Consider the following 20,580-nt stretch of genomic DNA (forward strand, 5'->3'; position numbering starts at 1 on the left):
GATGCGCCGACGCGTGCGCACAGCCTGGCTGTTCCTCGCGCCGATGCTTCTCGTGCTCGCCGCCGTCGCCGGCTGGCCGTTCCTGCGCACGGTCTATTACGGTTTCACCGATGCTTCGCTAGCGGACCTCGACGCGCGGCAATGGGTGGGCTTCGACAATTACTTCTCGGTGCTGCGCCTGCCGAGCGGGCGCCTGCTCTATGACGGGCTGCTCGTCGATCCGGTCTGGTGGCGCGCGGTGTGGAACACGGTGCGCTTCGCCGTGGTGTCGGTGGCCTGCGAGACGGTGCTGGGCATGATCGTGGCGCTTGCGCTCAACACCGAATTTCCCGGGCGCGGCATCGTGCGGGCCGCGATCCTCGTTCCCTGGGCGATCCCGACCATCGTCTCGGCCAAGATGTGGCAGTGGATGCTCAACGACCAGTTCGGCATCATCAATGTCGCGCTTCTCAATCTCGGCCTGATTGACACCAAGATCGCCTGGACCGCCAATGCCGACACCGCGATGATCGCCGTGCTGATCGTCGACATCTGGAAGACGACGCCGTTCATGGCGCTGCTGATCCTGGCGGCCCTGCAGATGCTGCCGCGCGAGATCCTCGAGGTGGCGAAGCTCGACGGCGCGAACGCGTGGCAGATCTTCTGGCGGGTGACCTTGCCGCTGATCCGGCCGGCGGTGATGGTGGCGGTGATTTTCCGCGCGCTCGACGCGCTGCGCATATTCGACCTGATCTACGTGCTGACGCCGAACAATGTGCAGACCAAGTCGATGTCGATCTTCGCGCGCGAGAACCTGTTCGAGTTCGACAAGTTCGCCTATGGCTCTTCCGCCTCGACCCTGCTTTTCCTGATCATTGGCCTGCTCACCATCGCCTATATCCGCATCGGCCGGCTGAGTTTCGACGGAGGGCGCTGATGTGAAGATGCTGAAGCGCGCCGGCTTCTACCTGCTACTCCTGGCGATCGTTTTCGTCGCGGTGTTTCCGTTCTACTACGCAATCGTCACCAGCCTGAAATCGGGAACAGAGCTGTTCCAGGCGGGCCTCTGGCCGCAATCGTTCAGCCTTGCCAATTACCGCAATGTGCTGACCGAAGGTCCCTTCCTGCGCAATCTCGTCAATTCGCTGATCGTCTCCGGCGCGGTCGTGGCGATCTCGCTGCTGCTCGGCGTCACCGCGGCCTATGCGCTGGCGCGCATTCGTTTCCGCGGGCGCTCGGTGCTGATGCTCGCCATCCTGTCGGTGTCGATGTTTCCGCAGGTCGCGGCACTTGCCGGGCTGTTCGAGATCATCCGGGCGCTGCATCTCTACAATTCGCTCTTGGCGCTCATCCTGTCCTACATGATCTTCACCCTGCCGTTCACGGTCTGGGTGCTCACCACTTTCGTGCGCGACCTGCCGGTCGAGATCGAGGAGGCGGCGATCCTCGACGGCGCCGGGCCCTGGACCATCCTCACGCGCATCTTCCTGCCGCTGATGTGGCCGGCGCTCGCCACCACCGGGCTGCTTGCCTTCATCAGCGCCTGGAACGAATTCCTGTTCACCTTCACCTTCACCTCCACCAACACGCAGCGCACCGTGCCGGTGGCGATCGCGCTTCTGTCAGGCAATTCGCAGTTCGAAATTCCGTGGGGCAACATCATGGCCGCCTCGGTGATCGTCACCGTGCCGCTGGTGGCGCTGGTGCTGGTCTTCCAGCGCAGGATTGTCTCGGGTCTCACGGCTGGCGGCGTCAAAGGCTAGATGCGACGCGAAAAAAGTGACCGGAAAGCGTGTGCCGAAATGTCGGATCAGGTCGCGGCGAGCCGTCCTTGGATCGTAGAGCAACCCGCGCCGGGACGCCGGCGCCAGGAGACGATCATGATCACCTTTCCCAATGAATCCGCCAAATATCGCACCGCGCGCGAAAAATTGCTGCGCAAGGAAATCGAGCTGCGCCGCGCCATGGAAGCGGTGGCGGAGGCAAGGCGCGCTTTGCCGCCGGGCGGTTTGGTGCCGCAGGACTATGTGTTCGACGCCCTGGACGACCAGGGCCAGCCGGCGAAAGTCAAGCTGTCGGACCTGTTCGCGCCGGGCAAGGATACGCTGATCCTCTATCAGATGATGTTCCCGCGCCATCCGCAGGAGACGCGCGAGGTGGCGGCGAGCGGCGAGACGGCGAAGCTTGCGCGGCAGGACCAGCCATGCCCGTCCTGCACGGCGCTGCTCGACCAGTTCGACGGCGCGATCGGCCATCTCGAAGCGGCGGGCTTCAACTTCGCCGTGGTGGCGAAGACCGCGCTCGACAATCTGACGGCGCTCGGCCGCGACCGCGGCTGGCGAAACATGCGGCTCGTCTCGTCGGCCGGCAGCGCTTTCAAGCGCGACTACAATTCCGAGACGGCCGAGGGCGCGCAGATACCGCTGCTTTCGGTGTTCCACCGCGATGGTGACGGCATACGCCATTTCTGGTCGTCGGAGCTAGACTTCGCGCCATCGGACCCGGGACAGGACCCGCGCGGCATCGGCACCTGCGAGATCCTGTGGAACCTGATGGATTTCACGCCCGAAGGTCGGCCGAACTGGCACGAGCAGCTGCAATATGCCGGGCACGCCGCCGGCGAGCACTGCCACTGATGGCGATGCGGGCGCCCGGCCCGCGCGCTTCCTTTCGAGGCAACCTCTTAGGCAACCCTGGGGCCGGTGCCGCGTTGGGAAAGGCGGAGGGGCTGTTTCGGATCGGAGATCGAGATGAAAACGCTGCTGCCCCTGGTCGCCGTCGCGCTTCTTGCCGGCGCGCCCGCCGCGTTCGCCCAGTCGGACAATTCAGATGCCGTCGGACCGATGGTGACCGAGAACAAGCTCGACACCCAGACCTTCGTCACGACGGTGCCGAATGCCAACATGTTCGAGATCGAGTCGAGCAAGCTGGCGCAAGAGAAGTCGGCGTCGGCCGACGTCAAGGCTTTCGCCGCGCAGATGATCAAGGATCACAGCAAGGCGGCCGAGGATTTCAAGACGGCGCTCAGCCAGGGCCAGACCACGGCGTCGATCAAGCCGGCCGGTCCCGCGCTGCAGCCGAAGGAGCAGCAGCTGATCGACGACTTGAAGGCTGCGAGCGGCAAGGAATTCGACGCCAAATACATCAAGATGCAGGCCGACGCGCATAAGGACGCTGTGGCGCTGTTTTCCACCTATGCCAATTCAGGCGACGACCCGGCGATGAAGGAATTCGCCAAGAAGACGCTGCCGGTGCTTAAGATGCACGAGAAGCACGTGAAGGAACTGGCGGTGGCGCATCAGTGAGGGGGCGCACTTGCCTTCTCCCCCTGTGGGAGAAGGTGGCCGAGCGAAGCTCGGTCGGATGAGGGGTGCTCCAGGGAATGCCAGCGTCTCATTCCGCTGGAACACCCCTCATCCGTCTCGGCGCTAGCGCGCCGATCCACCTTCCCCCACAAGGGGGGAAGGGAAGGCTGGCGTTCCCTCGCTGCCGCGATAAGCTCGCGCGCAGCAAAGGGAGGACCGCCATGGACAAGGAAGTCATCGAAGTGCCCGTGATGTCGGCCAAGGTGCGCGCGCTCGGCCTACCGTGCTCGACGGCGGTGCGGGCCAACGGCTTCGTGTTCATCTCGGCGACGCCGCCGGTGGACATGGTGACCGGCGAGATGGGCGCGGCGACATCGAAACGCAGACCGAAGCGTCGCTGAAGGCGCTGAAGCATTGCCTGGAAGCGGCCGGCAGCTCGCTGGACAAGGTGGTGATGGTGCGCATCTACGCCGTCAATTCCGGCTTCTACAACGCCATCAACCGGGTCTATGCGAAGTATTTTTCGACCAACCCACCGGCACGGAGTTTCGTGCCGGTGGCGTCATGGCCTATGGAGTTCGATATCGAGATCGAGTGCGTGGCGGTGGCGTGAGGAGTTGCTCCCGGTCAAGGGGCGGTGAAATGCTGCTCAGGGCGGATCGTGATAGGGGCGGGAACCTTGGACCGCTGCCGGTAGTAAAAGCTGGACAGGAAACCCGAAAATTGTCTAGCTTGCTTTTTGGGGAGGCAGACAATGGAAGAAATTGCCGCAAAATCAGTTCTTTCAAAATTGAAGATTGGCAAGTCTGTTGCCGAATTTGATGATGATTTGGAAGAATATTTTGTTGAAACAGATACGTTCCAGTCGATAATTGGCGGGGAATATGATATAGTTGCCGGAGACAAGGGAACCGGCAAAACAGCTATATTTAGACTGCTGTCAAATAACTACAGATCGTACAATGTTCTGGACGACACGGAATTGTTGCCAGCCTTCAATCCGCAAGGCAACCCAATCTTTCAGCGCCTTGCCCAAATCCCTGATCAAAATGAGGCTCAGTATCGTACGCTATGGAAAGCGTACTTTTTCTCTCTAGCTGGTAATTGGGCACTCGATATATTTGGTGAAAATTACAACCAGAAGACGAGGAGCTTGCTGGTCTTCTGGAGCAAACAGGTCTTCGCAACGCAGATCCAAATCCCTCATTGATTTTTGAAACAGTGGTTGGAATTTTTGTTAAGCTCAAGAAATTTTCAGCCGCCGAATTGACAGGTTCTGTGACAGAGTATGGCCTTCCATCGATAACGGGCAGAGCAGAGTTTGATGGCAAAGGTGGTGATGGATCGGTAGTTTACTCGGACCATTTTCTCCAGGTACTAAACGATGCGCTCAAAGCGTGTGACATAAAACTGTGGGTTCTTCTAGACCGTCTTGATGAGGCATTCCAAGGTTATCAGGATGTGGAGGTCCCCGCTCTTAGAGCGTTATTTAGAACTTATCTAGATATGACTTCTCTTGATTTTTTGAGATTAAAGCTTTTTGTGAGAAAAGATCTTTTCCGAAAAATTACGGAAGGTGGCTTTGTAAACCTTACCCATATTAATTCGAAGAAGGTAGAAATTGTATGGGAGGAAGATGACCTCTTAAACATGCTTTGTCGAAGAATTCGCAAAAAAAAGTTTATGAATTCGATAGGTTTTCTTTCTGACGACAGAGGTGACAAGGATCTATTTTATAAAGTATTTCCGAGTCAGGTTGATAGTGGAACTAGAAAGCCTGAAACTTTGACCTGGATTATGTCGAGAATTCGGGATGGAAACAACATTCGTCCTCCTCGAAATTTGCTGGACCTTGTCCTTAATGCGCTTCAAGCGCAATTCAGACGCGAGGAACGCGATGGCCGACCTTTCGTTAGTAACGACCCGCTTATCGAGTCAGAGTCACTTCGGAAGGCTCAAAAGAAGCTGAGCGCAGATCGTGTTCAAGATACCCTTTTTGCGGAAGCGGGTGGCGACTTAGTGGCTTCCCTTGAGCAGTTTCGCGACCAGAAAGCCGAGCAGAACCGTCAGACCATCGCGAAACTCTTGGGCCTCTCAGAAGCAGATGCGATGTCTCGCATACGTAGGTTGGTTGAACTAGGCTTCCTGGAAGAAATTGGGGCTAGCTACAAAATACCTATGCTTTACCGTGAAGGCTTAAACATCACCCAGGGAAAAGCATTTTAGCTATCACATCAATAGGTTAAGGCCTCACCCAAAATACTCCTGCAGCGGCCGCACCTCGAGGTTCCCCGCCCTTAACGCCACAATCGCCTCCGCCACGGCCGCAGCTCCCGACAGCGTCGTGTAATACGGCACCTTCTGCATCAGCGTCGCGCGCCTTAGCGACTTCGAGTCCGACACCGCCTTCTGGCCGTCGGTGGTGTTGAAGACGATCTGGACCTGGCGGTTGCGGATGGCGTCCTCGATGTGGGGGCGGCCTTCGAGGACCTTGTTGATCTTTTCGGCGACCACGCCGTTCTCGGCAAGGAAGCGGGCGGTGCCGGACGTGGCGAGCACTTTAAAACCCTGGCCGGCGAGGCGTTTGACGGCCGGCAGGATGCCCTTCTTGTCCTCGTCGCGCACCGAGACGAACAGCGTGCCGGAGCGGGGGAGATCGACACCGGCTCCGAGCTGGCTCTTGGCGAAGGCCAGCGCGAAATCGCGGTCGAGGCCCATCACCTCGCCGGTCGAGCGCATCTCCGGGCCGAGCAGGATGTCGACGCCGGGGAAGCGCGCGAAGGGGAAGACGGCTTCCTTGACCGCGATGTGGCCCGGGTTGCGCGCGTCGGGCATGGCGCCGTAATGGGCGAAGGCGTTTTCCAGCGTCTCGCCGGCCATGATGCGCGCGGCGATTTTCGCGATCGGACGCCCGATGGTCTTGGCGACGAAGGGCACGGTGCGCGAGGCGCGGGGGTTGACCTCCAGCACATAGACCGTGCCGTCCTTGATCGCATACTGCACATTCATCAGGCCGCCGACATTGAGCGCGCGGGCCAGGGCCGCCGTCTGGCGCTCCAGCTCGTCGACGAGGTCGGAGGGCAGCGAGTGAACGGGGAGCGAGCAGGCGCTATCGCCCGAATGGATACCGGCTTCCTCGATATGCTCCAGAATGCCGGAGACGAAAGTATCCTTGCCGTCGCACAGGCAATCGACATCGACTTCGATGGCGCCGGAGAGATAGGTGTCGAACAGCAGCGGGTTCTTGCCCAGCAGCGTGTTGATCTGGCCGGTCTTGTCATTGGGGTATTTCTGCTTGATGTCCTCCGGCACAAGGCCGGGCACGGTGTCGAGCAGATAGGTCTGCAGCATGCCTTCGTCGTGGATGATCTGCATGGCGCGGCCGCCGAGCACATAGGACGGGCGCACTACCAGCGGGAAGCCGAGCTCGCCGGCGACGAGGCGCGCCTGCTCGACCGAATAGGCGATGCCGTTCTTCGGCTGGCTGAGGTTCAGCTTGTGCAGGAGCTTCTGGAAGCGGTCGCGGTCCTCCGCCAAGTCGATCATGTCGGGCGAGGTGCCGAGGATCGGGATGCCGGCCTTCTCCAGCGCGTCGGCCAGCTTCAGCGGCGTCTGGCCGCCGAACTGGACGATGACGCCGACCAACTCGCCGGACGCCTGCTCGGCGCGCAGGATCTCCAGCACGTCCTCCGCCGTCAGCGGATCGAAATAGAGGCGGTCGGAAGTGTCGTAGTCGGTCGAGACCGTCTCCGGGTTGCAGTTGACCATGATCGCTTCATAGCCGGCGTCGCGCAGCGCGAAGGCGGCGTGGCAGCAGCAATAGTCGAACTCGATGCCCTGGCCGATGCGGTTCGGGCCGCCGCCGAGGATGACGACCTTCTTGCGCGACGACACGCGCGCCTCGTTTGCGGGCTCGCCGACGAAGGGCACTTCATAGGTCGAGTACATATAGGCGGTCGGCGAGGCGAATTCGGCCGCGCAGGTGTCGATGCGCTTGTAGACCGGATGAACGTCGAGCTTTTGCCTAGCCTTCTGAATCGCTTCCGCGTCGGTCTTCGTCAGCGACGCGAGGCGGGCGTCGGAAAAACCCATCGCCTTCAGCATGCGCAGATTGACGGCATCCTGCGGCAGGCCGTGCTCGCGGACGCGTTCCTCCATGGCGATGATGCCGGCGATCTGCTCGAGGAACCACGGGTCGATCTTGCACATGGCGTGCACGTCTTCCAGCGAGGTGCCCATGCGGATCGCCTGCGCCACCATGCGCAGCCGGTCCGGCGTCGGCGTGCCGAGCGCGGCGCGGATCGCGTTGCGGTCGTCGGTGTGGCTGGCGGCGGTGCTCCCGTGGCCAAGGCCCGGAATCTCGATCTCATCCAATCCGGTGAGGCCCGTTTCCAGTCCGCGCAAAGCCTTCTGCAGCGATTCCTGGAAGGTGCGGCCGATGGCCATTACTTCGCCCACCGACTTCATGGCGGTGGTCAGCACCGGCTCGGCGCCGGGGAATTTCTCGAAGGCAAAGCGCGGGATCTTCGTCACCACGTAATCGATGGTGGGCTCGAACGAGGCCGGCGTTGCGCCGCCGGTGATATCGTTCTCCAGCTCGTCCAGCGTGTAGCCGACGGCAAGCTTGGCCGCGACCTTGGCGATCGGGAAGCCGGTGGCCTTCGAGGCAAGCGCCGACGAGCGCGAGACGCGCGGGTTCATCTCGATGACCACCAGCCGGCCGTCGGCCGGGTTGACGGCGAACTGCACGTTGGAGCCGCCGGTCTCGACGCCGATCTCGCGCAGCACCGCGATCGAGGCGTTGCGCATCATCTGATATTCCTTGTCAGTCAGCGTCAGCGCCGGCGCGACGGTGATGGAATCGCCGGTATGCACGCCCATCGGATCGAGGTTCTCGATCGAGCAGATGATGATGCAGTTGTCCGCCCTGTCGCGGACGACCTCCATCTCGTACTCCTTCCAGCCGAGCACGCTCTCCTCGATCAGCACCTCGGTGGTGGGCGAGGCGTCGAGGCCGGACTGGACGATGTCGTAGAATTCGGCGCGGTTGTAGGCGATGCCGCCGCCGGTGCCGCCCATGGTGAAGGAGGGGCGGATGATGGCCGGCAGGCCGACATGGTCGAGCGCCTGGGCGGCGATCGCCATGGCGTGGCTGATATAGCGCTGCTTGCGGTCGCCTTCGCCGAGGTTCCAGCGGGTTTCCAGCGCATCGAGCGCGGCGTCGAGGTTTTCGGGATGTTCGGCCTTCAGCGCGGCGCGCTCGGCCTCATGCGTCTTGCGGTCGGCGTTCTTGACGTCGGTGGCGTTGGCCAGCATCGACTTCGGCGTCTCCAGCCCGATCTTGCTCATCGCCTCGCGGAACAGCGCGCGGTCCTCGGCCTTGTCGATGGCGGCCGCGTCGGCGCCGATCATCTCCACTTGATAGCGCTCGAGCACGCCCATGCGGCGCAGCGACAGCGCGGTGTTGAGCGCGGTCTGGCCGCCCATGGTCGGCAGCAGCGCATCCGGCCGCTCCTTGGCGATGATCTTGGCCACCACTTCGGGCGTGATCGGCTCGATATAGGTGGCGTCGGCCAGCTCCGGATCGGTCATGATGGTGGCCGGATTGGAGTTGACCAGGATGACGCGGAAGCCCTCTTCCTTCAGCGCCTTGCAGGCCTGGGTGCCGGAATAGTCGAACTCGCAAGCCTGGCCGATGACGATGGGGCCGGCCCCGATGATCAGGATCGACTTGATGTCGGTGCGTCTTGGCATGTCTACGGGTTCCGTTCGGCGAGCAGCTTGCACGAAAAACCGGGCGGGAAGGACCCGGCCGGTTGTGCTTGCGATTCTGGTATCAGGCTAGGAGGGCCTTATAGGGAAGAGTTTTGGCGGATGTAACCCCGAAAATGAGGGAGTAGGGGAGTAGGGGAGTAGGGGAGTAGGGCAGTAGGGCAGTAGGGCAGTAGGGCAGTAGGGCAGTAGGGCAGTAGGGCAGTAGGGCAGTAGGGGCTCTCTTCCCTACTGCCCTACTGCCTTATTCCCCTGTATCAGTACCCAACGCCAGTGCGTCCGTGATCTCGAAGCGCTCGGAAACGCCAATGCGGATCATGTTGAGGCTGCCTTCGCGGGTGAAACGGAATTCGTCGGAGGAGTCGCAGCCGGCGGGCTTGCCGTCGCGGAAATTGATGAGGCGGGTGCCGCCGTCCGGCCAGGTCACGGTCACGACGCTGTCGCCGCCCTCATGCGCGACACTGATTTCGCAGCGGGTCATCGGCTGGCCGACATGGCGGGCGCAGGGGATGCCGCTGGCATCGGGGGCAGGGGCATCGGCCTGAGAGGTTGCCGAGGCCGCGAAGGCGAGGGCGTAGGCATCCCGCATGGCGATTACGCTGATATCGATTGCCGTTGGCGGAGCGGCTGGCTCGCTGCGGCCCAGGCGCGCCGCAATGTCCGGCTGCGGTTCTTCGGAAGACTCGGGCGCGTTGGCTTCCCCTGGCAGGTTTGCATCCGTCGCCGGCGCGGCGGCATCTTCAGGCGCCGGCGCAGGGTTGTTGGGGCTGAGATAGCGGGCGGGCGCCCAACCGACGATATGCGCGTCCTGCGTATCCTCGACCTTGCACCAGGGATAGCCGTTGACGACGTTGCAGCCGTAATTCTTCACGGCCGTGCCGTTGGGCAGCCGCGCCGCCACCTTTCCACTCGGCGAAGCGGTGACGCGGATATTGAGGAGATCGTCCGGCGCCAGGCCGCCGATAATCGAAACGATCGGTCCCGGCGCATCCTGGGCCACGGCCGGCAGGGCCGCCGCCAGCAATGGAGCGACGAAGAGCAGCGTCGATGGGAGCCTAACCCTGCGCTTCATGCATAGGCTCCGCTCGATCGGGATATGAACTCCGCTCAATCCTCATAAATCCGGTCCGCAGCGCGTGTGCCCATTCTGGCCGTCCCGCCTGTTCGGCCTGCTTTGCGGCGGCTTCATGGTCGTAGTCCACAGCGATCGCCGCGAAGCGGTCGGCGCGGCCGGGCACGTCCAGCTCGACGATGCCGTAGCGGGCGTGCGGCGAGCCTTGCTCGGAGACATGCGCCGGCGGCGTGTCATCGTCATAGGCGGGGCAGCCGACGCTGCCGGGGTTGAAGATGACCGGACCGTCGGGGATGCGGATCAGCTCGTTGCGGTGGCTGTGGCCGCACAGCACGAGGCGGCAGGCCGGATCGAGCGGCTTCAGCCGGCGCCTGATCGCGGCGAGCGGCGCGCGCACCAACTGGCCATCGACAATGGCGTCGGCAAGATTATTTTTCGTCATGGTCCGGCCGGGCGTGGAAGGCTATGACGCCGGGCACGACCTCCAATGTGAGCGGCAGGGCGAGCAACGCCTCGCGCTGTGGCGCTGTCAGCCGTCCCCGGGCGTAGCGATCGGACGGCCACATGACTTCATCGGCTGTGTCCTGCGCCACGCGGCGGTCGTGATTGCCGCGCACCGTCGGCAGGTTGAGCGCCTGCAAACGTTCCATCGTCTCGCGCGGCCAGAGCGGGCCGGAGACGCAGTCGCCGAGATTGACGATGATGTCGGCGCCGCCTCGCTGGTTCAGATCGTCGAGCACAGCGTCCAAGGCGAGCACGTTGCCGTGGATGTCGGCCACTACAGCGATCCGCATGAGAGCTCCATGACAGGCAATTTCGTCAGTGCCGCAATCAGGCCTCGAGTTCCATCTCGGAGGTGCCGACCGCCGGCAGATCCTTGTCGCCGTCAGCCGCGGCGATCACGCTGTCGAGCAGGCCGGGGAAGCGCTTGTCGAGGTCGTCGCGGCGCAGCGTGATCAACCGGCTGGTGCCGACCGCCTCGCTGCGGGTGACGCCCGCCTCGCGCAGCTTGGCAAGGTGGTAGCTGAGATTGGTCTTGGAGGCGAGGTCGAGGAACTTGCTGCAGTTCAGCGGCACGCCTTCCTTGCGAGCCAGATAGCGCACGATGGCAAGCCGGGTCGGGTCGCCGAGCACGGCGAGCACGATCGGCAGGCTGATCTGGTCGGCGGTTGGATGGGGCAGGCTCATGGCCCAGAATTAAGCACAAACGGCACGAACTTCAACGCGGCTTCCTTTTCTGCCGACAGACATAGCCTCTTCCTTTCGGCCCGTCCTGACACAGTGCTGTCAGCAGGGTTCAGCTATTTTCTCCCGGCTCGGTTGACATCATGCCCCGCTATGTCCAATTGTTCAATAACTTTTGAACTAAGGACAGCTTCCATGGACAAGCGGATCTTCTGGCTTGCGCTCGGATCGTTCGCGATCTCGACCGAAGGCTTCGTCATCTCCAGCCTTCTTCCCGACATCGCCACTGACGCCGGCATATCCGTGCCGCTCGCCGGCTCGCTGATCACCGCCTTCGCGCTCGCCTATGCGTTCGGCGCGCCGGTGCTGGCGACGCTGACCGGGGAATGGGACCGGCGGCGCGTCATCTTGTGGACGCTGGTGTTCTTCGTCCTTGGTAATGTTGCTGCCGCGCTCAGTTCGTCCTTCGAGCTGCTTTTGATCGCCCGCATCGTGATGGCGCTGTCGTCCGGCCTGTTCGCGGCGACCGCGCAAGGCACGGCGGTGGCGCTGGTCGACGACCACCACCGGGCACGCGCCATCGCCGTCGTCGTCGGCGGCACCACGGTGGCCGTCGCGGTCGGCGCGCCGCTCGGCGCGCTGGTCGCGGCGATCGCCGGCTGGCGCGGCACTTTCTTCGCCATCGCCGGGCTCGGCGCGCTGGCCGGAGCGATCCTGTGGTACCGGTTGCCGCGCGGCATCGTCGGCACCAAGCTGCCGCTGAGAGCGCGGCTGGCGGCGGCTGTGCGGCCCGGCGTGATGCCGATCCTGCTGACCACGGTGCTGGCGCTGATCGGAGCCTTCACCGTCTTTGCCTTCATCGCGCCCTTGGCCATTGAAAGCGGCGGGCTCTCCCCGATCGCGCTGCCGGGCATGCTGCTCGCTTTCGGTGTCGGCGCCGTCATCGGCAACATCGCCGGCGGGCAGGCCGCCGACCGCTTCGGCCCCACCCGAACCGTCGCCTGGTCGCTGGCCCTCTCCGCCGCGATGCTCGCCACCTTCTCGCTGATCCCGACCTTCCTGCCGCAGTCGATCGCCGGGCCGGCGCTGATGGCTATGATGGTGCCGTGGGGCATTGTCGGCTGGGCCTTCCCGCCGGCGCAGGCGAGCCGCATCATAAAGATAGCGCCGGATGCCGCGCCGATCGTCTTGTCGCTCAACGCCTCGGCGCTCTATCTCGGCGTTGCGCTGGGCGCGGTGGTCGGAGCCGCGGTGCTGCGCTTCGGCGCCCCGGCCGATCTCGGCCTGGTCGCGGCCGTGTTCCCGATCGTCGGGCTGGGCGTCGTGCTTGCCGGCCGGATGTTGGCCCGCCCCGTGGCGATGCCGGCGGAATAACCAGTCAAAGCTTGGTTGACGGCCGCCTCCTCAGTTCGAAGGGACGGCTGTCGGTCTTGCGCCGGCCGGCGCACTTCGCCGTCCGATCCTCTCTTAAGCTGGCCGCCACATCTGCAGGATCGAGGCGGCCAGCAAAAGGCCGAGCACGATGTTGAGCGCACGCCATTGGCGCTCGGTCTTGAGCAGGCGGGCAAGCAGGGTTCCCGCCACGCACCACAGCGACAGCGAGAACGCTGCGGTCAGCCCGAACACGGCACCCAGCAGCAGTGCGAGTTGCAGCGGACCATCCGCCAGGGCCGCGAAAGATGCGGCGGCGCCGAGCCCCATTGCCCAGCCTTTCGGATTCACCCACTGGATGCCGGCGCCGCCGAAAAAGCTGTTCGGCTTGGCCATGCTGATATCGAGGTTGGGCGGACCGCTGCGGCCGATCTTGATCGCCAGCCAGATCAGATAGAGCGAGCCGGCGATCTTCATGGCAAGCTGCAGGGATGGAATGGCGGCTAGAAGTCCAGCCAGGCCTGCCGCGCCCGCGGCTGCCACGGTAGCCAGCCCCGCAGCGCTGCCGGCCATCAGCGGCACCGACCGGCGAAAGCCGAATTGCGCGCCGGACGCGGTCGACAATGTCGTGGCGATGCCAGGCGTCGAGGTGGAGATCAGCGCGAACAGGACCAGCGGGATGATGGTGTTTGACATGCGAGCTTCCCAATCGAGGAGCAGGCATGCTGAGGCGCTTGGCGGCATCAGTAAACGCAATGTTTGATATGGCTTCCATTAGCAATTATAATGTTATTATGATCCGCGACCTCGACACGACTCTCATCCGCACCTTCGTCACCGCCGCCGATAAGGCCAGCATGACGGCGGCCGCCAATGCGCTTCACCTGACGCAAGGCGCCGTCAGCCAACAGGTCAAGCGGCTGGAGGAGGTGCTCGGCCAGAGCCTGTTCGAGCGCGACCGCCGCGGCCTGAGGCTGACGCGCTCCGGCGAGCGACTGCTCGACAAGGCCAGGCGCCTGCGACATAGGCGGCAACGTTCGGGAACTCGTTCAGCAGTCCCGATCTCTGCAGCCGGCGCAGCACGCCCACCATGACAAGGTCGCCGGCGCTGAACGCGCCATCGAGCCAGTCGGAATCGCCGAGATGGCGGGAGAGCTCGGCCAGCCGCTTGCGGATCCGGTCATCGACCAGGGGCAGGCGCTCATCGTGCCACGGCGCATCGCGCTCGAGGATCACGGCCGTTGCGCGCTCGAGGATCGGCGGCTCCACTGTGCTGTACGCGGCGAACATCCAGGCGACCGCGCGCGCCCGGGCGTTCGCATCGTCGGGCAACAGGCCCGCGTGACGCACCGCGATGTGGAGGACGATCGCGCCTGACTCGAACAGAGCGAGATCGCCTTCTTGGTAGGTCGGGATACTGCCGAATGGATTGATCGCAAGATGCGCGCGTTGCTTCATCGCATTGAACGAAACGAGGCGGACATCATAGGGCTGACCGACTTCCTCGAGCGCCCAACGGACTTGCATGTCACGCGCGAGCCCTCTGCCGCCATCGGGCGATCGTTCAAAGGCGGTGATGGTGGGCATCATCGGCGGCTCCTGACCGTTCAATCGTCGTTTGAAAGAGAGGCAATGCGCGGCAGGTCTGGCCCGCCGCGCGACAGCCTTGTGCTACTTCCAGGTCCTGCGCCGTTCGAGCTCGGCCTGGGAAGGCTCCTGCTGGGCAAACGAGCCCGTACGGATTTCGCCTCCGCGCTCATAGGTCGCCATGATGACGCCGGTGGTGGAAGCCTGCGATTTGACGAGCTTGAAGGCCGCCGGCATTGCGTTGTCGCCGAACAGCCGCTTACCCTTGCCCAGCACCAGCGGGAAGGTCATCAGCCGGATCTCGTCGATCAGCCCGTGGGCCAGCAGGGTCTGGATCAGATTGCCCGATCCCTGGATGAGCAGGTCCGGCCCGTCTTCCCGCTTGAGTTCGTTAATCCGCTCAATGATGTCGGGGCCGAGCGACTGGGTGTTCTGCCAGGTCAGCGACTCCGGGCGGTGCGTCGCCACATACTTGGTCGCAGGGTTGAAGACGTCGGCGATGGCGTCGTTCTGATACGGCCAGTACGCGGCGAAGATGTCGTAGGTTCTGCGGCCGAGCAGCAGGTCGAAGGGTTTGGAGAACAGTTCCTCCATGGCCGCGCCTGCCACCTCGTCAAAATAATGGAAGGTCCAGCCGCCGAATTTGAAGCCGCCGACCGGATCCTCTTCCGGCCCGCCCGGCGCCTGCATGACGCCGTCGAGGCTGACGAACGTGGCGGCGATGATCTTGCGCATCTGTCTTCTCCTTTTCGCTGATCCGCGCCATCGCGGCCGGATTTCTGTCTTTCCTGGAATTGCTCCAAGGACGGACGGCAAGGCCGCTTTCCGACTCGGCCCCGCGAATTTCTATCGCGTGTTGTCGGCGCGAATGGTGCGTGACGAGAACCAGACCTCGCCGAAGACGGCAGTGGCGGTGCGGTCGGGCGTCTTGTCTTTCCTCAGCCAGATCGAGCGGGTGCGCGCGGCGCGCTCGCGTGTCGGTATTTTCGCGCCCGGCTCGGCGGTGGAGGCGCCGACGCAAGGGATGAACCAGGAGCCCATGAAGGGCCTGCAAGCAAGGCCGTTTTCCAGGCGGGTTATGAGGACCGCGAGGCCGACCGTTTCGGAAGGGCGCCAGGGAAAGACCATGCGGCCGCCGGGTTTCAGCGCTTTCAGCCATGCGGTGGGCGGCGCGACTACGCCGGCATTGACATAGATGATATCGGAGGGCGGCAACGGCTTGGCGACGGCGTTGCCCTGGATAATTTCGACGTTGGCGTATCGGGCAAGGTTCGCCTTGGCGCGCGCGGCAAGATCGGCCTCGATCTCGAAGGCGGTGACGCCGCCGCCCGGCTCGACCAGTCTCGCCAGCAGCGCCGTGTAATAGCCTGTGCCGGCGCCGATATGGGTAACGTGCTCGCCCGGCTTCGGCTCGACCTTGCCGAGCCACATCGCGTGCAGCATCGGCTCGCCATTGTTGATGCCCTTGTCGGCATCGAGCACGACGAGGACATTCTGGTAGATGTAGCCAGGATCGGCGCTCGGTGTCTCGAACCGGCCTTCGCCGGCAAAGACAGTCCATGGCCCCGGACCCAGGAAAGCCTCACGCGGTACCGAGGCGAACACCTCCTCGATGCGCGGATCGGCCGACCGGGCCTGCGCAGCCATCAGCCTGGCGTAGAATCTGCGGGCTTCGTCCGGTTTGGCCATAGCGCCAAGATAGCGCGTCCGGCTGGAATGTCGCGGTCAGCCGGCGAAGGTGTCGTAGAGCAGCTTGACGTTGAGAACGAGGATGATTGCGGCCACCACCCAGGCCAGGACCGCGACGGCACGCGGTATGGCGAAACTGCCCATCTTCTTGCGGTCGGACACGAACTGCACCAGCGGGATGACCGCGAAGGGCAGTTGCATCGACAGCACCACCTGGCTGAACACAAGCAGCTGGGCCGTGCCCTTTTCGCCATAGAGCGCGGTGATGACCACCACCGGGACGATGGCGATGCCGCGCGTCATAAGGCGCCGCGCCCATTGCGGGATGCGCAGCCGCAAAAAGCCTTCCATCACGATCTGGCCGGCGAGCGTCGCGGTGACGGTCGAGTTCAGGCCGGAGGCAAGCAGCGCGACCGCGAACAGGATCGAGGCGATGCTCAGGACCAGCAGCGGCGACAGCAGCTCGAAAGCCTGACCGATCTCGGCAACGTCGTTATGGCCGGTATCGTGGAAGGCGACCGCCGCAACGATCAGGATCGACGCATTGACGAACAGCGCCAGAATCAGCGCGATGGTCGAATCCGTCGTTGCCCATTTGATGGCGTCGCGCTTACCGCTGTCGGTGCGCTCATAGGCGCGGGTCTGCACGATCGAGGAGTGCAGATAGAGATTGTGCGGCATCACGGTGGCGCCGATGATGCCGATGGCGATGTAGAGCATCGCCGGATTGGTGACGATCTGCGACGACGGCACGAACATCGAATGCAGGATCGTGCCGGCCGGCGGCGCGGCGACGAAGATCTGGATGGCAAAGCAGCCGAAGATGATGATCAGCAAGGCGATGACGAAGGCTTCGAGATAGCGGAAGCCCTTGTTCATCAAGAGAAGCACCAGGAAGGCGTCGAGCGCGGTCAGCATGGCGCCGCCGATCAGCGGAATGCCGAACAGAAGCTGCAGCGCGATCGCCGTGCCGATCACCTCGGCGAGGTCGCAGGCGATGATCGCCAGCTCGCAGGCCATCCAGAGCACCAGATTGACAGGGCGCGGATAGTAGGCGCGGCAGGCCTGGGCGAGGTCGCGGCCGGTGGCGATGCCAAGACGCGCGGCAAGCGCCTGCAGCAGGATCGCCATCAGGTTGGACAGCATGATGATGAAAAGCAGCGTGTAGCCGAACTGCGCGCCGCCGGCGAGATCGGTCGCCCAGTTGCCCGGATCCATGTAACCGACCGAGACCATATAGCCCGGTCCCATGAAGGCAAACAGGCGGCGGAACCAGACGCCGGTCTGTGGCACCGCGATCGAAGCATTCACCTCGCGCAGGCTGGGCGGCTCGTCGTCGGGCCTGTCAAATCGCCATGCGGGTCGGGCTACGGTTGCTGCATCGGCATCGGACATGGGATTTCCGCCGGAATTGTCGAATGTTCCTTTCATGTACGCCATGGCTCAACATTATGCAATAGGCTATATTTCATTGTTCATGCTTTCGTGATACGCCGGAGCAAGTCTGGACGCGGGCGACCGCAAACGCCGGTTGCGCCCGGGCGGGAATGCAAATAAACGGCCGGACCATCAGGGGTTCGTGTTATGGATACGATCCCGATTCAGTCGAAGAGATAGGGGCATGGTGCCGTCCGAAACCCCTTCACACTTTTCGGCATCATGCTCTGGGACAGGCCAGGAGGAGCGCATATTGGCGCTTAGGAACAAACCGGTTCGACGCGAAGAGCCGCTTCCCGATGCCGAGATCCATTCGGAAGGATTCCGGCAGACGCGCGAGGCGCGCCGCAGCGCGCTAGTGGAGGACTATGTCGAGCTGATCGCCGACCTGATCGAGGACGGCAACGAGGCGCGGCAGGTGGATATCGCAGCAAGGCTCGGCGTGGCGCAGCCGACGGTGGCAAAGATGCTGACCAGGCTGTGCGCCGACGGGCTGGTCTCGCGGAAGCCCTATCGCGGCGTGTTCCTGACCGAGTCCGGCCGCAAGGTCGCCGAGGAAAGCCGCGTCCGCCACCAGACTGTGGAGGCCTTCCTGCGCTCGCTGGGCGTCAGCGCCGAGACGGCGCGCATCGACGCAGAGGGCATCGAGCACCATGTCAGCGCCGAAACCCTGGAAGCTTTCCGCCGGGCGATGACCCCCGCACGTTGAGTTCGGGATCGATACAGCGCTGCAGGGCGGCAGAGTGTCGGTACCGACCTGGCGAAAAATACTGTGACTTGACGTATTCGTTGCGATAATTGTCTGAAGGGGACGGTTGCGGGCCGGTTCCTCCTGACGTTCGCATTGCGAGGAGTTGCCATGCTTTGGAGAGGCCGCCGTCAGAGCGACAACATCGAGGATGACCGCAGCGACAGCGGGCCTGGCGGCGGATTGGGCGGTGGCGGCCAGTTCCGCATCCCGATCGGCGGACGTACCGGTGGCGGCGGCAGCATCATCCTGGTCGTCCTGATCGTGCTCGCCGGATGGTATTTCGGCTTCGATCCATCGCAGATCCTGGGCGATGGCGGCGGCCAGATCACTGAAGACACCGGTTCGCAAAATGGCGGCTCGCCCGCCAATGACGAGATGAAGCAGTTCGTCGCGACCGTGCTTGCCGACACCGAGGACACCTGGACCGGCATTTTCAAATCCCAGGGCCTGACCTATGAAGATCCCAAGCTGGTGCTGTTCAGCGGCCAGGTCCGCTCGGCCTGCGGCTTCGCCTCGGCGGCGGCCGGGCCGTTCTACTGCCCGGGCGATCACAAAGTCTATCTCGACATGACCTTCTTCCAGCAGCTCGACCAGCAGTTCGGCGCTTCCGGCGAGTTCGCGCGCGCCTATGTTGTGGCGCACGAGGTCGGCCACCATGTGCAGAACCTCACCGGCATCATGGGCAAGTTCAATCAGTTGCGGCAAGGCATGAGCGAGGTCGACGCCAACCAGCTCTCGGTACGCATTGAGCTTCAGGCCGATTGCTTCGCCGGCGTGTGGGCGCACTACACGCAGCAAAAGGGCATCTTGGAACAGGGGGACATCGAAAGTGCGCTCAATGCGGCCAAGCAGATCGGCGACGACACGCTGCAGAAGAGGATGCAAGGTTATGTCGTGCCGGAGAGCTTCAATCATGGCACTTCGCAGCAGCGGCAGACCTGGCTGGCACGCGGCTTCAAGAGTGGCAAGCTGTCCGACTGCAACACGATGAGCGGCCCGATCTGAGGCGGCGCGTCCACCTCTTTTCCACTGACGATCCGCGATCGAAGGCCGCTGGCAAGGGATGTCAGGATAAGGCGTTCGCGTATTGTTCCCGCCGGCAACGTCGCCTATAAGTTGCCGCCCGCCTCGGGCGGCCTGAGGAGCTTATCGCCATGATCGACCCGAAAACCGCCAAGCGGGGCCTCGCGCTCGTTTTCACGACGCTGCTGCTCGACGTCATCGGCTTCGGCATCATCATGCCGGTGCTGCCGGCCTATCTGGAGGAGCTGAGCGGCGTCAGCGTGAGCCAGGCTGCCATCGAGGGCGGCTGGCTGTTCTTCGTCTATGCTGCGATGCAGTTCTTCTTCGCGCCGATCATCGGCGGCTTGAGCGACCGCTTCGGTCGTCGGCCGGTCCTGCTTGCCTCGGTGCTGACCTTCTCGATCGACAACCTGATCTGCGCCATCGCCTGGTCCTATCCGATGCTGTTCATCGGCCGCGTGCTCGCCGGTATTTCCGGCGCCAGCTATTCGACGACATCCGCCTTCATCGCCGACATCTCGAACGACGAGAACCGGGCGAAGAATTTCGGCCTGCTCGGCATCGCCTTCGGCGTCGGCTTCGTCATTGGCCCGGTGCTGGGCGGTCTGCTCGGCACGTTCGGGCCGCGCGTACCGTTCTATTTCGCTGCCGCACTTGCCTTCGTAAATTTCCTGATCGCGATGTTCCTCCTGCCGGAAACGCTGGACGAAAAGCACCGCCGGCCCTTCGAATGGAAGCGCGCCAATCCGGTCGGCACGCTCATGCAGATGCGCAATTATCCAGGCATCGGCTGGATCGGGCTGGTCTTTTTCCTGATGACGCTCGGCCATATGATGTATCCGGCGGTCTGGGCATTCGTCTCGAATTACCGCTATGGCTGGAACCAGCAGCAGATCGGCTTCTCGCTTGGCGCCTTCGGCTTGTGCGGAGCGATCATCATGGCGACGGTGTTGCCGCGGATCATTCCGAAACTTGGCGAGTGGAGGACAGCTGCGATCGGACTGACCTTCACCGCGCTCAGCGCCTTCGGTTATGCGTTCTCGACCCAAGGCTGGATGATCTATGCGGTGATCGTGGCCGGTTGCCTGGAAGCGCTGGCAGACCCGCCGCTCAGGAGCCTCGCCGCCGCCAAGGTGCCGCCTTCGGCGCAGGGCGAATTGCAGGGCGCGATGACCTCGATCTTCTCGATCACCTCGATCATCACGCCGTTGCTCTACACGGCGACCTTTTCATGGTTCACGAGCCCGGCCGCACCCGTCGTGTTCGGCGGCGCGCCCTATGTGCTGGGCGCAATTTTCCTGACGCTGGCGGTGATCGTCTTCGTGACGAAGGTGGCCAAGCCGACGCCGAAGGAAGTCGAGCGCATGCACACGCAGGAACCGGTGACGGACGCTGCTTAGGCTGGTGGT

The 20,580-nt window shown here is 63.2% G+C and carries 18 protein-coding genes and 3 pseudogenes; 12 read left to right on the forward strand and 9 right to left on the reverse strand.

What is annotated here, in order from left to right:
• Position 1 precedes the first annotated feature (1 nt).
• The 7 genes and pseudogenes from LB528_RS23805 to LB528_RS23840 all read left to right on the forward strand — a co-directional run bounded on the left by LB528_RS23805 (position 2) and on the right by LB528_RS23840 (position 5,510).
• Entirely contained in the window at positions 2-916 is a 915-nt protein-coding gene (locus LB528_RS23805) for a carbohydrate ABC transporter permease (RefSeq protein ID WP_224716528.1), read from the forward strand.
• A gap of 7 nt (positions 917-923) precedes the next feature.
• Positions 924-1,742: a carbohydrate ABC transporter permease gene (locus LB528_RS23810; RefSeq protein ID WP_224716570.1), complete on the forward strand. Its 819-nt coding sequence runs from the start codon at positions 924-926 to the stop codon at positions 1,740-1,742.
• Between the two features lie 117 nt (positions 1,743-1,859).
• A complete protein-coding gene (locus LB528_RS23815) occupies positions 1,860-2,615 on the forward strand; it encodes a DUF899 family protein (protein WP_224716529.1) in 756 nt (251 codons plus the stop codon).
• Between the two features lie 114 nt (positions 2,616-2,729).
• Positions 2,730-3,284, forward strand: a complete 555-nt coding sequence (locus tag LB528_RS23820) for a DUF4142 domain-containing protein (RefSeq protein WP_224716530.1) — start codon at positions 2,730-2,732, stop codon at positions 3,282-3,284.
• 221 nt (positions 3,285-3,505) lie between these two features.
• Positions 3,506-3,897, forward strand: a pseudogene (locus tag LB528_RS30465) (RidA family protein).
• A gap of 141 nt (positions 3,898-4,038) precedes the next feature.
• Entirely contained in the window at positions 4,039-4,494 is a 456-nt protein-coding gene (locus LB528_RS23835) for a hypothetical protein (protein ID WP_224716531.1), read from the forward strand.
• Positions 4,491-5,510: a P-loop ATPase, Sll1717 family gene (locus tag LB528_RS23840; protein ID WP_224716532.1), complete on the forward strand. Its 1,020-nt coding sequence runs from the start codon at positions 4,491-4,493 to the stop codon at positions 5,508-5,510. Before LB528_RS23835 ends, LB528_RS23840 begins: the two co-directional genes overlap by 4 nt.
• Before the next feature lie 24 nt (positions 5,511-5,534).
• Here the strand turns inward: LB528_RS23840 and carB are convergent, their stop codons facing one another.
• The 4 genes and pseudogenes from carB to LB528_RS23865 all read right to left on the reverse strand — a co-directional run bounded on the left by carB (position 5,535) and on the right by LB528_RS23865 (position 11,316).
• A complete protein-coding gene (gene carB, locus LB528_RS23845) occupies positions 5,535-9,038 on the reverse strand; it encodes a carbamoyl-phosphate synthase large subunit (RefSeq protein ID WP_224716533.1) in 3,504 nt (1,167 codons plus the stop codon).
• Positions 9,039-9,300: 262 nt separating this feature from the next.
• Entirely contained in the window at positions 9,301-10,128 is an 828-nt protein-coding gene (locus LB528_RS23850; protein WP_224716534.1) for an SH3 domain-containing protein, read from the reverse strand.
• Positions 10,112-10,922: pseudogene (locus tag LB528_RS30470) on the reverse strand (metallophosphoesterase family protein). Before LB528_RS30470 ends, LB528_RS23850 begins: the two are co-directional and overlap by 17 nt.
• A 37-nt stretch (positions 10,923-10,959) precedes the next feature.
• Positions 10,960-11,316: an ArsR/SmtB family transcription factor gene (locus LB528_RS23865; protein WP_224716537.1), complete on the reverse strand. Its 357-nt coding sequence runs from the start codon at positions 11,314-11,316 to the stop codon at positions 10,960-10,962.
• A 192-nt stretch (positions 11,317-11,508) separates the two neighbouring features.
• Between LB528_RS23865 and LB528_RS23870 the strand changes: the two genes are divergently transcribed.
• The gene (locus LB528_RS23870) at positions 11,509-12,687 is read left to right on the forward strand and encodes an MFS transporter (protein WP_224716538.1); all 1,179 of its coding nucleotides are present in this window, start codon (positions 11,509-11,511) and stop codon (positions 12,685-12,687) included.
• A 93-nt stretch (positions 12,688-12,780) separates the two neighbouring features.
• Here LB528_RS23870 and LB528_RS23875 read toward each other — a convergent pair whose 3' ends face one another.
• Complete coding sequence (locus LB528_RS23875) at positions 12,781-13,380, reverse strand: LysE family translocator (RefSeq protein WP_224716539.1); 600 nt, start codon at positions 13,378-13,380, stop codon at positions 12,781-12,783.
• Between the two features lie 98 nt (positions 13,381-13,478).
• Between LB528_RS23875 and LB528_RS23880 the strand changes: the two are divergent.
• Positions 13,479-13,703, forward strand: a pseudogene (locus LB528_RS23880) (LysR family transcriptional regulator); the annotation flags it as partial.
• Here the strand turns inward: LB528_RS23880 and LB528_RS23885 are convergent.
• From LB528_RS23885 to LB528_RS23900, 4 genes are all read right to left on the reverse strand, one after another.
• Positions 13,597-14,274: a glutathione S-transferase family protein gene (locus LB528_RS23885; protein WP_224716540.1), complete on the reverse strand. Its 678-nt coding sequence runs from the start codon at positions 14,272-14,274 to the stop codon at positions 13,597-13,599. The pseudogene LB528_RS23880 and the gene LB528_RS23885 overlap by 107 nt on opposite strands.
• Before the next feature lie 81 nt (positions 14,275-14,355).
• A complete protein-coding gene (locus tag LB528_RS23890) occupies positions 14,356-15,006 on the reverse strand; it encodes a dihydrofolate reductase family protein (RefSeq protein ID WP_224716541.1) in 651 nt (216 codons plus the stop codon).
• Between the two features lie 111 nt (positions 15,007-15,117).
• Positions 15,118-15,960 carry a protein-L-isoaspartate O-methyltransferase family protein gene (locus tag LB528_RS23895; protein ID WP_224716542.1) on the reverse strand — a complete coding sequence of 281 codons (843 nt, stop codon included), beginning with the start codon at positions 15,958-15,960 and terminating at the stop codon, positions 15,118-15,120.
• A 36-nt stretch (positions 15,961-15,996) separates the two neighbouring features.
• Positions 15,997-17,355 carry an Nramp family divalent metal transporter gene (locus LB528_RS23900; protein ID WP_224716543.1) on the reverse strand — a complete coding sequence of 453 codons (1,359 nt, stop codon included), beginning with the start codon at positions 17,353-17,355 and terminating at the stop codon, positions 15,997-15,999.
• Positions 17,356-17,650: 295 nt separating this feature from the next.
• Between LB528_RS23900 and mntR the strand changes: the two genes are divergently transcribed.
• The 3 genes from mntR (at position 17,651) to LB528_RS23915 (ending at position 20,571) form a co-directional block, all read left to right on the forward strand.
• Positions 17,651-18,106, forward strand: a complete 456-nt coding sequence (mntR, locus tag LB528_RS23905; protein WP_224716544.1) for a manganese-binding transcriptional regulator MntR — start codon at positions 17,651-17,653, stop codon at positions 18,104-18,106.
• Positions 18,107-18,256: 150 nt separating this feature from the next.
• Positions 18,257-19,153, forward strand: a complete 897-nt coding sequence (locus LB528_RS23910) for a neutral zinc metallopeptidase (protein ID WP_224517598.1) — start codon at positions 18,257-18,259, stop codon at positions 19,151-19,153.
• Positions 19,154-19,302: 149 nt separating this feature from the next.
• Positions 19,303-20,571 carry a TCR/Tet family MFS transporter gene (locus LB528_RS23915; RefSeq protein WP_224517596.1) on the forward strand — a complete coding sequence of 423 codons (1,269 nt, stop codon included), beginning with the start codon at positions 19,303-19,305 and terminating at the stop codon, positions 20,569-20,571.
• The last annotated feature ends 9 nt before the right edge of the window (positions 20,572-20,580 follow it).

This window comes from Mesorhizobium sp. CA4 (assembly GCF_020165075.1).
GTDB lineage: Bacteria > Pseudomonadota > Alphaproteobacteria > Rhizobiales > Rhizobiaceae > Mesorhizobium.